Source organism: Tessaracoccus sp., from assembly GCF_016714275.1.
GTDB lineage: Bacteria > Actinomycetota > Actinomycetes > Propionibacteriales > Propionibacteriaceae > Arachnia.
This window is the reverse complement of the sequence record NZ_JADJNP010000001.1, coordinates 1,581,730-1,595,406: the sequence shown is the minus strand read 5'-3', so window position 1 is coordinate 1,595,406 and position 13,677 is coordinate 1,581,730. Positions and strand designations below refer to the sequence as shown.

12 protein-coding genes and 2 tRNA genes are annotated in these 13,677 nt (G+C 69.1%); 8 read left to right on the top strand and 6 right to left on the bottom strand.

Annotated elements, in window-relative coordinates; genetic code table 11:
• The first annotated feature begins 22 nt into the window (after positions 1-22).
• Genes IPJ61_RS07380 through IPJ61_RS07365 form a run of 4 tightly spaced genes read left to right on the top strand, consistent with a single transcriptional unit; the run spans position 23 to position 5,350 of the window.
• The gene (locus IPJ61_RS07380; RefSeq protein WP_297104828.1) at positions 23-814 is read left to right on the top strand and encodes an HAD-IIB family hydrolase; all 792 of its coding nucleotides are present in this window, start codon (positions 23-25) and stop codon (positions 812-814) included.
• Between the two features lie 20 nt (positions 815-834).
• The gene (locus tag IPJ61_RS07375; protein ID WP_297104825.1) at positions 835-1,548 is read left to right on the top strand and encodes an HAD family hydrolase; all 714 of its coding nucleotides are present in this window, start codon (positions 835-837) and stop codon (positions 1,546-1,548) included.
• Positions 1,548-4,049 (top strand): glycoside hydrolase family 65 protein, encoded by a 2,502-nt coding sequence (locus IPJ61_RS07370; protein ID WP_459251271.1) that lies wholly within the window; start codon positions 1,548-1,550, stop codon positions 4,047-4,049. The genes IPJ61_RS07375 and IPJ61_RS07370 overlap by 1 nt, the downstream gene beginning before the upstream one ends.
• A 2-nt stretch (positions 4,050-4,051) precedes the next feature.
• The gene (locus IPJ61_RS07365) at positions 4,052-5,350 is read left to right on the top strand and encodes a hypothetical protein (RefSeq protein ID WP_297104819.1); all 1,299 of its coding nucleotides are present in this window, start codon (positions 4,052-4,054) and stop codon (positions 5,348-5,350) included.
• A 1-nt stretch (position 5,351) separates the two neighbouring features.
• Here the strand turns inward: IPJ61_RS07365 and IPJ61_RS07360 are convergent, their stop codons facing one another.
• Genes IPJ61_RS07360 through IPJ61_RS07340 form a run of 5 tightly spaced genes read right to left on the bottom strand, consistent with a single transcriptional unit; the run spans position 5,352 to position 10,195 of the window.
• Positions 5,352-6,368 (bottom strand): exo-alpha-sialidase, encoded by a 1,017-nt coding sequence (locus tag IPJ61_RS07360; RefSeq protein ID WP_297104816.1) that lies wholly within the window; start codon positions 6,366-6,368, stop codon positions 5,352-5,354.
• Positions 6,365-7,861 (bottom strand): tripartite tricarboxylate transporter permease, encoded by a 1,497-nt coding sequence (locus IPJ61_RS07355; protein WP_297104813.1) that lies wholly within the window; start codon positions 7,859-7,861, stop codon positions 6,365-6,367. Before IPJ61_RS07355 ends, IPJ61_RS07360 begins: the two co-directional genes overlap by 4 nt.
• Positions 7,858-8,340 (bottom strand): tripartite tricarboxylate transporter TctB family protein, encoded by a 483-nt coding sequence (locus tag IPJ61_RS07350; RefSeq protein ID WP_297104808.1) that lies wholly within the window; start codon positions 8,338-8,340, stop codon positions 7,858-7,860. Before IPJ61_RS07350 ends, IPJ61_RS07355 begins: the two co-directional genes overlap by 4 nt.
• 3 nt (positions 8,341-8,343) lie before the next feature.
• Positions 8,344-9,315 carry a tripartite tricarboxylate transporter substrate binding protein gene (locus IPJ61_RS07345; RefSeq protein WP_297104805.1) on the bottom strand — a complete coding sequence of 324 codons (972 nt, stop codon included), beginning with the start codon at positions 9,313-9,315 and terminating at the stop codon, positions 8,344-8,346.
• Between the two features lie 22 nt (positions 9,316-9,337).
• Entirely contained in the window at positions 9,338-10,195 is an 858-nt protein-coding gene (locus IPJ61_RS07340; RefSeq protein ID WP_297104802.1) for a dihydrodipicolinate synthase family protein, read from the bottom strand.
• A 118-nt stretch (positions 10,196-10,313) separates the two neighbouring features.
• Between IPJ61_RS07340 and IPJ61_RS07335 the strand changes: the two genes are divergently transcribed.
• Entirely contained in the window at positions 10,314-10,973 is a 660-nt protein-coding gene (locus IPJ61_RS07335; RefSeq protein WP_297104800.1) for a GntR family transcriptional regulator, read from the top strand.
• A 19-nt stretch (positions 10,974-10,992) separates the two neighbouring features.
• On the opposite strand, the gene IPJ61_RS07330 is transcribed toward IPJ61_RS07335, so the two are convergent.
• Complete coding sequence (locus IPJ61_RS07330) at positions 10,993-11,796, bottom strand: HAD hydrolase family protein (RefSeq protein WP_297104797.1); 804 nt, start codon at positions 11,794-11,796, stop codon at positions 10,993-10,995.
• A gap of 121 nt (positions 11,797-11,917) precedes the next feature.
• Between IPJ61_RS07330 and IPJ61_RS07325 the strand changes: the two genes are divergently transcribed.
• The 3 genes from IPJ61_RS07325 to tig all read left to right on the top strand — a co-directional run bounded on the left by IPJ61_RS07325 (position 11,918) and on the right by tig (position 13,559).
• A tRNA-Gly gene (locus tag IPJ61_RS07325) sits at positions 11,918-11,988 on the top strand.
• 25 nt (positions 11,989-12,013) lie between these two features.
• Positions 12,014-12,089 (top strand) — tRNA-Pro (locus IPJ61_RS07320).
• Positions 12,090-12,167: 78 nt separating this feature from the next.
• A complete protein-coding gene (gene tig, locus IPJ61_RS07315; RefSeq protein WP_366505347.1) occupies positions 12,168-13,559 on the top strand; it encodes a trigger factor in 1,392 nt (463 codons plus the stop codon).
• Positions 13,560-13,677 lie beyond the last annotated feature (118 nt).

Sequence of the window (13,677 nt, the reverse complement as noted above, 5' to 3'; positions counted from 1 at the left end):
CGGCCGTGAAGTGAGGAGCGATATGGAATACCGGTTGGCCATGCTGGACATCGACGGCACCCTGCAGCACGCGGGGTCCTGGAATCCCGGGGCGCCGGAACTGCTCGACCTCCTGCGCACGCGCGGCATTACCGTCGCGCTGTGCTCCGGCCGCACGTCGGCGTCGATGACATGGCTGGGCGACCGCGTGCCGCACGCCGCGTTTGTGGCAGCCAACAGCGGCTCGACGGTGTGGGAGCGCGTCGGCGACGAATGGACGGTCCTCGCGCACCGGTCTCTCGGAGCTGCTCAGGTGGGTGAGATCGTGGCGACGGCGGAGGCCGCGGGCATCGAGGTGTGGGCCCACACGGAGCGCGACTGGCTCGCGCGGGAGCGCACCCCGCGCGTGGAGCGGGACGAGTCCTTCGTGGGCGACACCGCGCTGCTCGAGGACGCCACCAGCCGCGACGACGTCGGCAAGCTGCTCCTGCTCAGCAGCCACCCCTCCCACGAGCCGGTCGCGCGTAGCCTCGCGGCTCTGCCCGGCGTCGCCGCCGTGTCCTCTAGCGAGATCTTCATGGACCTCGTGCCGGAGGTGTCGGCCGCGGGCAAGGGCGGGGACGTGCTGGTCGAAAGGCTCGGCATCGGGTGGGACGAGGTGATCGCGATCGGCGACGGCGAGAACGACCTGGGTATGATCTCCCAGGCTGGCCTCGGCATCGCGATCTCCCCGATCTCCGTCGACGACCTCGCCCCCGCCCGCCCAGGCCAAATCCGGCACGGCGTCGCAGACACGGCGGGCGCGCTGTCCGTTCTTCGGGCGAGTCTGGGCTGAGGGCATTAGGCTCTTCGTCCATGACATTGACCGAGTACGGTGCCGTCCTTTTCGATCTCGACGGTGTGCTGACGCCAACCGCGGACGTGCACATGCGCGCGTGGAGCGAGTTGTTCAACGGCTACCTCACGGGGGTCCCGGGGCAGGAGCCCTACACGGACGACGACTACTACCGCTTCGTCGACGGCAAGCCCCGTTACGACGGGGTGCGCGACTTCCTTGCCTCACGCGGCATCGTCCTGCCCGACGGCGACCCCGCCGACGAGCCGGGGGAGGTCACCGTGTGCGCGCTGGGCAACCGCAAGAACGCGGTGTTCAACGAGGTGATCGCGCGCGACGGGATCGAGCCCTATCCGGGATCGTTGCTGCTCGTGGAGCAGCTGGCCGCGGCGGCGGTGCCGATGGCGGTGGTGTCTTCTTCGAAGAACGCGCCCGCCGTGCTGGAGGCCGCGGACCTCGCCGACTACTTCCCGGTGGTCGTCGACGGCAACGTCGCTGCCGCCGAGGGGCTGCCCGGCAAGCCGGCGCCCGACACGTTCCTGCGGGGCGCGGCGCTGTTCGGCGTCGACCCTTCCGATGCCGTCGTCGTCGAGGACGCCGTCTCCGGCGTCGCGGCGGGAGCCGCGGGCGGCTTCGGCCTCGTCGTCGGGGTCGACCGCGGCGTCGGCGAGGACGAACTCGCCGCCGCCGGGGCCGACCTGGTGATCGCCGACCTCGAGGAGCTGACCCGATGATCCGCGAGATCGCCGCCGATCCGCTGGATCGCCGCCGCTTCCCCGTCGATCCGTGGCGGTTCGTCGAAGCCGACTACCGCGAGAGCGACGTCGGCACCACCGAGACGCTGTTCGCCGTCGGCAACGGCTACCTCGGCATGCGCGGCAACCCGGAGGAGGGGCGCACCAGCTACGCGCACGGCACGTTCATCAACGGTTTTCACGAGACGTGGCCCATCAAGCACGCCGAGGAGGCCTTCGGGTTCGCCCACACCGGTCAGACCATCGTCAACGTCCCCGACGCGAAGCTGATGAAGGTCTACGTCGACGACGAGCCGCTGATCCTCTCGATGGCCGACCTCGACGCGTACGAGCGCGCCCTCGACTTCCGCGAAGGCAGACTCACCCGCTCGCTCATCTGGCGTACCCCGGCGGGCAAGCGCGTGCAGATCCGCAGCTCGCGCATGGTGAGCTTCACCGACCGCCACCTGGCGTTGATGGAGCTGGAGATCACGCTGCTGGAGGGTGACGCGCCCGTCGTCGTCAACTCGCAGGTCGTCAACCGCCAGGACGGCTTTACCGACTACCGACGCCCGAACACCGGCGCCGAGGGCTGGGATCCACGCCGCGCCGCCGCGCTCGGCGAGCGCGTCCTGCTCCCGCAACTCAACTGGCACGACGACGCCCGCATGGTCATGTGCTACCAGGTGGCGCGCTCGGGAATGACGATCGGCGTCGGCGCCGACCACTCCATCGAGACGGCCAACCCCTACGAGTCCGTCACCTCAACCGAGGACGACATCGGCAAGCTGGCGTACCGCATCGAGGCCCGCCAGGGCGTGCCGATCGTCGTGCGGAAGGCGGTGGTCTACCACACCTCGCGCGGCGTGCCCGCGAACGAGCTGAACGACCGCTGCCGCCGCACCCTCGACCGGGTCGCCGAGTGGGGCTTCGACCACTACTACGCGCGGCAGCGCGAGTGGCTGGACGACTTCTGGCTGAACGCCGACGTCGAGATCGGCGGCCAGCCCGCCATCCAGCAAGCCGTCCGCTGGTGTCTCTTCCAACTCGCCCAGGCTGCGGCCCGCAGCGACGGGATGGGCATACCCGCCAAGGGCGTGACCGGCTCCGGCTACGAGGGGCACTACTTCTGGGACACCGAGGTCTACCTCGTCCCCTTCCTCATCTACACGTCCCCGCGCGTGGCGCGCAACGCCCTGCGGTTCCGCGTGAACCTGCTCCCGCAGGCGAGGGAGCGGGCCACCGTCATGTCCCAGCGCGGGGCGCTGTTCCCGTGGCGCACCATCAACGGCGAGGAGGCCTCCGCCTACTACGCGGCGGGCACCGCGCAGTATCACATCGACGCCGATGTGGCCTTCGCCTTCGCCAAGTACCGCGACCTCACCGGCGACACCGCCTTCATGTACCGTGACGGTGCCGCCGTCCTCGTGGAGACGGCCCGCCTGTGGGCCGACCTCGGGTTCTGGCGGATCGGGGCAGGGGGCACCCGCGCCTTCCACATCCACGGCGTCACAGGACCCGACGAGTACACCGCCGTCGTGAACAACAACATGTTCACCAATGTGATGGCGCGGGCGAACCTCCGCAGTGCCGCAGCGCTCGTGCGCGAGATGCGCGACGCCGACCCTGCGGCCTACGCCCAGCTCGCCCTGGACCTCCAGGTCAGCGACGAAGAGGTCGCCGAGTGGGACGCGTGTGCAGACGGCATGGTGGTCCTCTTCGACGAGACCTTCGGCATCCACCCGCAGGACGAGAAGTTCCTGACCTCGGAACTGTGGGATCTCGAGAACACGCCCGAAGACAAGCGGCCCCTCCTGCTGAACTACCACCCGCTTGTCATCTACCGGTTCCAGGTGCTGAAGCAGGCCGACGTCGTGCTGGCCCTCTTCCTGCAGGGAGACCAGTTCACGCCTGATGAGAAGCGTGCCGACTTCGAGTACTACGACCCGATCACCACCGGCGACTCGACGCTTTCGGGCGTCGTGCAGTCGGTGATCGCGGCCGAGGTGGGCTATCAGGACATGGCAATGCAGTACTTCCTGACCGGCCTCTACGTCGACCTGGCGGACCTGCACTCCAACGCCCGCGACGGCGTACACATCGCCTCCACTGGAGGCGTGTGGAACGCGTTGGTCCACGGCTTCGGCGGGCTCCGCGACCACCACGGCCGGATCGCGTTCGACCCGCGTCTGCCGCAGGGCTGGTCGCACCTGACGTTCCCGCTGCAGATCCGGGAGTCGCGGCTGCGCGTGCACATCGAGCCCGGCTCGGTGACGTTCACCGTCGAGACCGACGGGCCGGTTGAGCTGTCAGTCCGTGACGCGCCGTACGTCGTCGGCCCCGGCGAACCCACCGTCGTCCCCCTAGCCGATCAGGGGCCGCGACGGGCGTCGCTGACGGGGAGCCATCCCATCGTCGGCGACCAGCGGGAGGACGGCTCGGTCGTCCAGGCGATCGTGCCGGAGTCGCATCCGCAAGACGGCATGGTCAGCGAGGACTAGGCGTGTCGGTCGAGGTGGTGGGCCTCGTCTCCGAGGCGTTCGAGTCCGGCTTCGACGACGGCGCGTTCGCGCTCCGCGGCGAGGGCAGGCTTCGGCTGCTCTCGGTGGGGTTCGGCGACGAGTGGCTGACGCAGCGCCCTCTCGAGGAGTCTGTCGGCTCCGTCGTCGAGCACGAGGCAGGAGTCCTGGCGCACGTCCGGGTCAGTGGCGGGCGGCGACTGCGGCTCGACATCGTCCTGGAGTCGGTGGTCGACGACGTGCTGACCGTGCCCGGCCCCGTCCTCCATGTCGAGGGGGAGCGCGAGCCCATCAGCTGGCACGCCGGTGCCTCCGCCGAGATCCTCCTCCCGTCGGCGGATGGCCCGGGCGTGCTTACCCAGCGGCGCGGACTGTCCGCTCCCGGCGAGGGGCCGGTGCTCAGCCACCCGTTGGGCGAGGAGGTCACACTCGCGCCGCGGCAGGTTGTCAGCGCCGCGTGGACCTACGAGGCCTACCCCGGCGGTCTGTTGGACGCACCCGGCGAGCAGTCGTGGCTGCCGTTGGTGCGCTACGTGCCGATCGGGGACTACATCCAGGTGGTCGCGCCCGACGGGACGGTCACCGTCGAGGGCGAAGAACGCAACCTCCTCGACGACGACGGCGAGTTCGAGGTGCCCCCGCCCGAGGGCCTTGGCCACGTCGTCGTGTGGAACGCCTCGGGCGCCACCCGGGTGGAGATCGGCGGATACAGGCGGATCGAGGAGTTGCGCGAGGCCCTGGCGGCCACCTCGGGCTCGTCGGATGTCTGGGCCTACGTCGCGACCCGCCATCTGTTGGACGGGCCGCTCCGGGAGGAACTCCTCGACCGCGTCGACTGGGTGCTCGGCACCCACGCGGAGAGCCCGACGGCGTGGTCGGTGTCTGCCGCGCAGCTGGCCGTGATGCTCGGCCTGCCCGCCCCGCGGCTCGACGAGGCCGCGGCCGAAGTGCTGGCAGGGGGACGCCCGGACGACGCGATCCTGCTCGCGCTGCATGGGCTCGCGCCCGAGGTGCTGGCCGGTGGCTGGCCCGTCGGCGACCTCATCACTGCTGGGGTCGACGCGGTCGCCCGCCTCAGCTACGGACGCCCACACACGGACGGCCGCCCCGAGCGCGGCCGCGACGTCGCGGTGGCCAAACTGCTCGCCGCGGTGCTGGGGGAGCGCGAAGAGGGCCTCCACGTCGCCGCGTACGCGCGCTCCGCGGAGGCCCGTCTCCTGTGTCAGCTGACGACGCGTCCCGACCCGGTGGACATCGCCTGGCTGTCGGTCAACGCGGGCTGACTCAGCCCAGTTCGTCAATCGGCAGCCGCGCCAGCGCGATGGAGCGGCGCTGCCACGAGTACGTGATCCACAGTTCGTCGTCGACGAGGACTGCCGACGGGTAGGAGTACTCGCCGTCGCCGGTGGTCACGATGCCGGTCGCGCCGGCTGCGGTGGGCGCGCCGTCGGCCCCGCCGGGGGTGCCGTTTTCGAGGACCGCGACCTGGCGCCAGGTCAGGCCGTCGTCGTCGGAGCGCGACACGACGAGCCGGGAGCGGGCGCCCCAGTCACCGGCTGCGTCGTTGTGGACGCAGGCCAACGCCCCGCCGGGAAGGTCGACGACCGCGATGCCGCTGTTGTTGTTCGGCAGGGCCGTCGGGCGCAGCTCCGGCCAGACGGCGGGGTCGTCGGTGACGGAACGGAAGACGGCTCCCGCGGTGCTGCGCGCCAGCATGACGAGCGCGGTCTCCGTGCCGGGCACTACCCAGGGCTGGATGCAGCCGGCACCCTCCGTCGCCGCGTGGTCGAGCGGAATGCGTACCTGCCGCCAGCTGTCGCCGTCGTCGGTGGAGAGATCGACGAAGCAGTCCCACCGCGGGGTCGTCCACTCCTCGACGGATCCCGCGGCGAGCCACGTGGAGCCGACATGGACCGGAGCCTGCCGAACCGGGCCGCGGCCCCCGGAGCGGTCGCCGGGCACCAACTCGAACGGCTCGCGCCAGGTGCGGCCTTCGTCGGGCGAGACGGCGACCCAGGTGGTCCACTCGTCGATGCGGTGGCCGCGCTTGAAGAACAGCCACACGGCGCCGTCCGGTCCCCAGGTGAGGACGGGGTTCCAGTGGGGCTGGGCGTCGCCTGGGAAGAGGTCGACGATGATGTCCTGGCCATCGGCGCGACGCAGCACCCGGATGGCCGTGTCGGGATGGCCTTCGTGCGGCCCGGCGAACCAGGACACCAACACCCCGCGCCCCGGGAGGGGGAGCAGGGTGCTGGCGTGGACCTGGACCCCGGGGGAAGCGGGGAACAGACGTCGTGTCACGCTGAGGTGACCTCCTTTGCGGCCTTCCGGCGATCGATGGATCTCTTGATGACCGGCCAGAGCAGCGATGCGGCTGCGAGGAGCAGCAGAATCAGCGAGATCGGGCGGGTCAGCAGCTCGATGGGGTGTCCGATGAGCAGCGCGCGGCGCAGGTTCGACTCCGCAAGCGGGCCGAGCAGGAAACCGAGCACGATCGGGCCCGCCGGGATACCGGCGCGGCGCAGCGCAAGGCCGAGGACACCGAAGCAGAGCATCTGCACGACGGTCAGCACGTTGTTGGTGGTGGCGTACGTGCCGACAACACAGAACACGAGGATGACGCCCCAGAGCAGCTGTGGCTTGAGGTCCAGCAGCTTCGTCATGCCCTTGGTGCGGATCAGGCTGATGATGGTCGAGCCGATGGTCGCCATCAGCATGATCGCCACGATCGTGACGATGATGTCCGGCCGCCGCTCGAACAGCGAAGGTCCGGGCTGGATGCCCCAGATGATCATCGAGCCGAGCATGATCGCCATCACCGAGTCGCCCGGGATGCCCAGGGCGAGTGTGGTGGTGACCGCGCCACCCAGCGTCGAGCTGGATGCCGTGTCGGAGCCGACGAGACCCTCGATGGAGCCCTTGCCGAACTCCTCCGGGTGCTTCGAGATCGCCTTGGCGCGGTTCCATCCGACGAGGCCGGCGATGTCGCCTCCAGCCGCGGGAACCACGCCGATGACGACGCCCAGCGCACCGGACTGGGCCATCGGCTTCGCCACGCGCTTCAGCTCCGACTTGTTCGGCCACCAACGACCGAGCGACGTGATGGTGTGGCTCTTCTTCTCCGAATGGGTCAGGATCTGGTCGAGCACCTCGGTGATGCCGAACAGGCCGATGATCAGCGCGATGAAGTGCAGCCCGCCGCTCAACTCGTTGATGCCGAACGCGAACCGCTGATCACCCGTGATCGGGTCGAGCCCGATGATGCCGAGCGCGATGCCGAAGAAGCCGGCGAAGATGCCCTTTGCGAGCGAGTTCGACGCGATCGAGATGATGACGGTGAGGCCGAAGACCACCAGCGCGAACATCTCGAACGGCCCGAACTTCAGGGCGAAGGCCGCGATGGGCTGCGCCAGGAAGATCAGCACCAGCATCGACATCATGATGCCGACGGTCGTCGCGATCGCCGAGATCGACAGGGCGAGGCCTGCCTGGCCCTTGCGGGCCATCGGGTACCCGTCGAGTGTCGTTGCGACGGCGGCAGGCGTGCCGGGCGTGTTCACGAGGATCGACGGGATGCGGTCGCCGTACTGCGCGGCCACGTAGATGGCCAGCAGCATGGCGAGGCCCTGGGCGGGCTCGAGCGTGAGTGTGAACGAGGTGGCCAGCGCGACGGCCATCGAGATCGTGATGCCCGGGAACACGCCGACGAGCATGCCGAGGCCCAGCCCGATCGCGAAGCACAGGAGCGCCGTCGGCTCGAAGACGGCAGCGAGGCCTTCCGCGAGCCCGTTCACAGCGGAACCTTCAACAGGAGCATGAACACCAGGTAGAGGAGCCCCGCGATGATCGCCGGGAACAACAGGAGCGTCGTCCAGCGACGGAGCCCGTACACCCAGTTCGTGGCGATGAGGTAGGCGGGACCGAGCACGAGGAAGCCGACGCCGAAGTGCCACAGCACGAGGACGACGGCGAGGGCACCGACGGTGATGCCCACCTGGATCCAGCCTTGGCCGCTCGATTCGTCGACCGTACGCTCGATGGCGACGCCGCGGAAGGCGTTGAACGTCATCCACAGGCCGCACGCGATGATGCCGACCGCGATCACGGTGGGCCACCACCGCGGATCAACGCCGCCCGGCTCGTTGCGGAGCACGATGCCGCGCGCCGCAACGAGCATGGCGAGACCGAAGACGGTGACCACCGCCGCTGTGAGCTTCTCCATGATCGGAGACTCGGGCGTGGTCACCTCCTCAGCGAGGATGTCGTCGGTCATCGACTAGCTGCCGATCAGCTCAGCGAAGCGCTTGGCCTCGGCCTCGGCGAACGCGGTGAAGTCTGCCGAGTTCTTGTAGACCACGAGGTTGCCGCTGGAGGTGATGACCTGCTTGTACGAGTCGGCCTCCACGGCCTTGGCGATGCTCTCCTCGAGCTTCTTGTGGACGTCCTCCGGCAGGCCCTTGGGGGCGTAGATGCCGCCCCAGCCGCCGATCTCGATGTCGACGCCCTGCTCCTTGGCGGTGGGCACGTCGGGGAGCTCGGGGTGACGCTCGGAGTGGAAGATGGCCAGCACCTTGAGCTTGCCGTCGGCGAGGTTCTGCTTGACCTCGTTGACGCCCGACGCCGCAGCGTCGACCTGCGGCGGGTCGCCGAGCACGGCCGCGACGGCGGGGGCGCCGCCGTCGAACGGAACCGGCTTGATCTTGGCGCCGGTCTCGGTGGCGAGGCTCTTTCCGAGCATCTCCCAGATGGAGCCCGCGCCCGAGTTGGAGACCGTCATCTCCTTGTCCTTCGCGGCTGCGACGAACTCCTCCAGCGTGTTGTACGGGCTGTTGGCGGGTACCGAGAGGACGCCGGGTCCGAGCATGATCTGGCCGAGCATGTCGAAATCGGCCGGCTTGATGTCGTAGTTCATGCTGCCGAGCATGGCGATCTCCACCGGGCCGAAGCCGATGGTGTAGCCGTCCGGCTTCTGCTCCTTCACGTGCAGCATCGCGGTGGAGCCGGAGGCGCCGGGGCGGTTCTCGACGATGATGGACTTGCCGATGATGGGCTCCATCGCGGTGGCGAGCGCGCGGGACGACAGATCCGAGCCGCCGCCGGCCGCGGCCTGCACGATCAGCGTGATGTCCTTGGTGGGGAACTCGGCACCGCCGCCGGCGTTGCCGCCGCCTTCGTTGCGGGTGGTACAGGCGGCAGAGCCGAGGGCGACGGCAGCCGCCGTGGCGATAATGAGAGCTCGACGCTTCATGGTGGGTTTCTCCTTCTTCGGATTAGTTGGCCAGGGCGACGACTTCGTCGATCTGGGTGAGGGTCTCTGGGGTGGGGGAGTCGATCACCATGCGGCAGGCGCCGCCGGTAAATCCTTGCTTGTCGAGGGCGACCTTGAGGTTCGCGATGCTGGGGCCGAGCACGGGAACGACCCGCGCGATGATGGCCTGGGCCTTTTCGGCGGCTTCCTGGTCGCCCGCGGCCATGGCGTCGCGCAGCGCCGCCCAAGGCAGGGGGACGGCGCAGCTGACGCCGGAGACGGTGCCGGTGCCGCCGGCGGCCATGACGTTGGGGACATCGGCGTCGTTGCCCGACCAGAGCTTGAAGCCCTCGGGAGCGTTGGCGAGATACTCGACGACGCGCGTGGAAGCCGTCGCCGAGACCTTGATGCCCGTGATGCCGGAGGCGAGGACCTCGGGCAGTTGCTCGGGCAGGAGGTCGGTGACCGCGACGTCAGGGAAGACGTAGCCGTAGAACTCGCCGTCGCACGCCTCGTTGATGGCCGACCAGTGGCGCAGGATGCCCGCGCTGCTCGCCTTCAGGTAGTAGGGCGTGATGGCGGCGAACCGGATGGCGCCGAGCTGGCTGGACTGCCGGGCGAGCGCGACGGCGTCGCGCGTGCTGGCCGCGCCGACGTGCACGACCACTCGGGCCGGGCCGAAGACGTCGAGCGCCGTGGTGATCACCTGCTCGTGCTCGCCCTGCGACAGGGCGAGGAACTCGCCCGTCGTTCCGGCGGCGAACACGCCGTCGACAAGGGGTTCTATGCGCCGCAGGTTGTGGGTGAGGCCGGCGAGGTCGAGCTCGCCGTCTGGAAGGAACGGCGTGATGATCGCCGAGAGGACCTCAGGAGGGGTCATGTGTAAGTCACCTCATCGTGTCGTTTACCGTTAACGGTTGTCGAAACGCTAGCGGGCGGCGTCACGATGTGCAAGAGTTCGGCAAGATTTGTTACCGAAACGAGAGGGAGTGGGTCCGATGAGCTCGATGCAGATCCGTTCGGTGGCGCTGGGTGAGCAGCTGGCGCGGCTGCTGCGCGCACGGGTGGTCCGGGGGCAACTGCAGCCCGGCACCCACCTCGTGGAGGACACCCTGGCGGCCGACCACGGCGTCAGTCGTGGCCCGGTGCGCGACGCGTTCCGCATGTTGCTGGCGGAGGGGCTGCTGGAGTCGCGACGGCGCGGCTTCTATGTCAAGGCTTTCACCCAGCATGATGTCGCGGAGTTGTACGAGGTGCGTGCCGCCGCAGAGCGGCTGGCGGGTCGGCTGGCGATCGCGCGGGGCAGTGAGGCGGACTGGAGCGGTGCCGAGCGGAACCTCGACCGGATGCGACGCTGCGCCGAGGTGCGCGACGAAGCCGCGTTCGCCGTCGCCGACCTCGCCTTCCACACCGAGTTCTACCGCGCCTCCGGCAACTCTCGCCTGTTGGCGCTCTGGCAGCAGTATGAGCCGACCTTCGCGACTCTGTTGGAGATCACCAACGCGCAGGACGCCGACCTGACGCCGTCGTACCAGGATCACAAGCTACTGCTGGACCTGGCGAAGGAGGGCGATGTCGACCGCTTCGTCGAAGCTTTGGACGAGCATCTCGACGGCTCCCGCCGTCGCCTGAGCAGCGCCGTCCCGTCCGACGAGTAGGTCTTCGCATCGCGGGAGCTCAGGAGATGAGGCCGAGTTCCGCGAAACAGTGCGCGACGCCCGCCTCCGCAGGCCCGGGGATAACGCGCTGGGCCGCAGCGAGCACCACGTCAGGCGCTCCGGCGACCGCGATGCCCGTGCCGGCGTACCCGAGCATCTCGAGGTCGTTCATGCCATCGCCGATCGCGACGATGTCCGCCCTGTCGAGCCCGAGGTGCCGCTCTACCGTCGCGATGCCCACAGACTTGTCGACACCCTTCAGGTACAACTCACCCGCGTGCCCGCTCAAGCCGGTGATCGAGCTGGGGAGGGCGCCGATCTCGGGGCCGATGCGACGGGCGAGCTCGTCGACGAGGACGGGCGAGTCCATGACGGAGACCTTGCTGAAGGAGCAGGTGTCGAGGTCGGTGCGCGCCTCGATGTCTGGGACGTCCTCGTTTCCTTTGACTCTGATGCGGGCGAGGAATGCGCGGAGCCGGTCGGCCGATGAGGGCGAGGTGAGGGAGCGGTCGGGCGCCTCGAGAGTGAACATCGCGTCGTGCTCCACGAGCACCGCCGCCGTCCTGGCCGCGAGCTCCTGCGGGAAGCGAATGTCAGCCAACACCTGGCCGTCGATCTCGACGTAGCCGCCCGCGGCGCAGACGATGCCGTCGAAGACGCCGTGCAGGTACCGGTTCGGCACGAAGGCCTTGGGGCGACCGGTGCAGAGGAAGACGAGGTGGCCGGCCCGTCGGGCATCGGCCAACGCCGCCAGGTGGGCAGGCGGGACCTCGCCGTGTTCGGCGAGGGTGCCGTCGAAGTCGATGAAGATACTCTGTGCCATCGCCCCGCGACGCTACCAGAGCCTCCGTGTCGGAGCGTGGCTGCCAGGAGCGGGGTGCTGAGGCCGCGCCGTCGGCGTCGACGAGTAAGCGGTGGTCTCTGGTAGAGTCTCCCGCGGTTCTGCGGATGTAGCTCAATGGTAGAGCCCTAGTCTTCCAAACTAGCTACGCGGGTTCGATTCCCGTCATCCGCTCTAGCTGGGGTCTACCCCGGCTCCACGGGGCGTAGCGTAGTGGCTAGCGCGCCTGCTTTGGGAGCAGGAGACCGCAGGTTCGAGTCCTGTCGCCCCGACCATCCACCTCCCGATTGGTGGGCCGCGCGTGTGCCGGTAGAGTGTCCGGCGGCAATCTTTCGTCTTTCAGGAGTCCATTCGTGCCTAGCACCGCAGAGAAGCTGAGCCCGACGCGGGTCAAGCTCACCGTCGAGATCCCGTTCACCGATCTCAAGCCCCACCTCGACAAGGCCTACAAGGACATCGCCGAGCAGGTCAACATCCCCGGTTTCCGCAAGGGCAAGGTGCCTGCGGCGGTGATCGACCAGCGGTTCGGCCGCGGTGTCGTGCTGCAGGAGGCGATCAACGACGCGATCCCGCCGGCGTACAACGCCGCGATCAGCGAGGCGAAGGCCGTGCCGATGGCGCAGCCCGAGATCGAGGTCACCAAGCTGGAGGACAAGGAGCTCGTCGAGTTCATCGCCGAGGTCGATGTCCGTCCCGAGATCACGCTGCCGGACTTCGCGACCGTCACCGCCACCGTCGACAACGTCGAGGACCTCGACGGCATGGTGCAGGAGCGCCTCGACATCCTGCGTGAGCGCTTCGCCACCACCACCGAGGTGGACCGCGCCGCCCAGGATGGCGACGTCCTGAGCATCGACCTCGTCGCCTCGCAGAACGGCGAGCCGCTGCCCGAGGCCACCGCAGAGGGCATCACCTACAAGGTCGGCCAGGAGAACATGCTCGAGGGCCTCGACGACGCGGTCACCGGCCTCACGGCCGGGGAGTCCGCCACGTTCACCTCTTCGCTGGTCGGCGGCCAGTTCCGCGGCCAGGAGGCCGAGATCACCGTCACCGTCAACACCGTCTCGGAGCAGGAGCTGCCCGAGGTCGACGACGACTTCGCCCAGCTCATCTCCGAGTTCGACTCCGTCGACGACATGCTGGCCGACCTCCGCAAGGGCGTCGAGCAGCAGGCGAAGGCCGAGCAGCTCGCCGACGCGCGCGACAAGGTCCTGGAGGCCGTCCTCGAGGCGACCCCGTTCGACCTGCCCGAGGGCGTCCTGAAGAACGAGCAGGAGGCGCGCCGCGAGGAGGTGCGTCGCCAGCTCGCCAACGGCGGCCTCACCGTCGAGCAGTACCTCGAGCAGGCCGAGGACGAAGAGGCCGAGGACGAGGACGCCTTCTGGGCGACCATCGACCAGCGCGCGGAGCAGGCCCTCAAGGCCCAGGTCGTGCTGGACGTCTTCGCCGACGAGAAGCAGGTCGACGTTTCGCAGCAGGAGCTGACGGAGCTGATCTTCCGCAAGGCGCAGCAGAACCGCACCTCGCCGCAGGACGAGATCAACCACATGATGGAGCACGGCCACATGGCCGACTGGATGCAGGAGATCCGCCGCAGCAAGGCGCTCGCCGAGATCGTCGCGGTCGCCTCCGTGACCGACGCCGACGGCAACGTCGTCGAGACCGCGCTCGCGTCCGACGAGGCGGAGGACGAGACCGAGGACGAGGCTCCCGCCGTCGAGATCATCCGCTCCGACGCCGAGTGACAACTCCCGCTCATTGAGCCGATTGACGGATCGCCGTCGACCCCAACCGGGGTCGGCGGCGATCCGCGTTTTCCGGGCGGCTCCCGCACTGCCGCGGGACACCGCCTTCCGTTCTCAG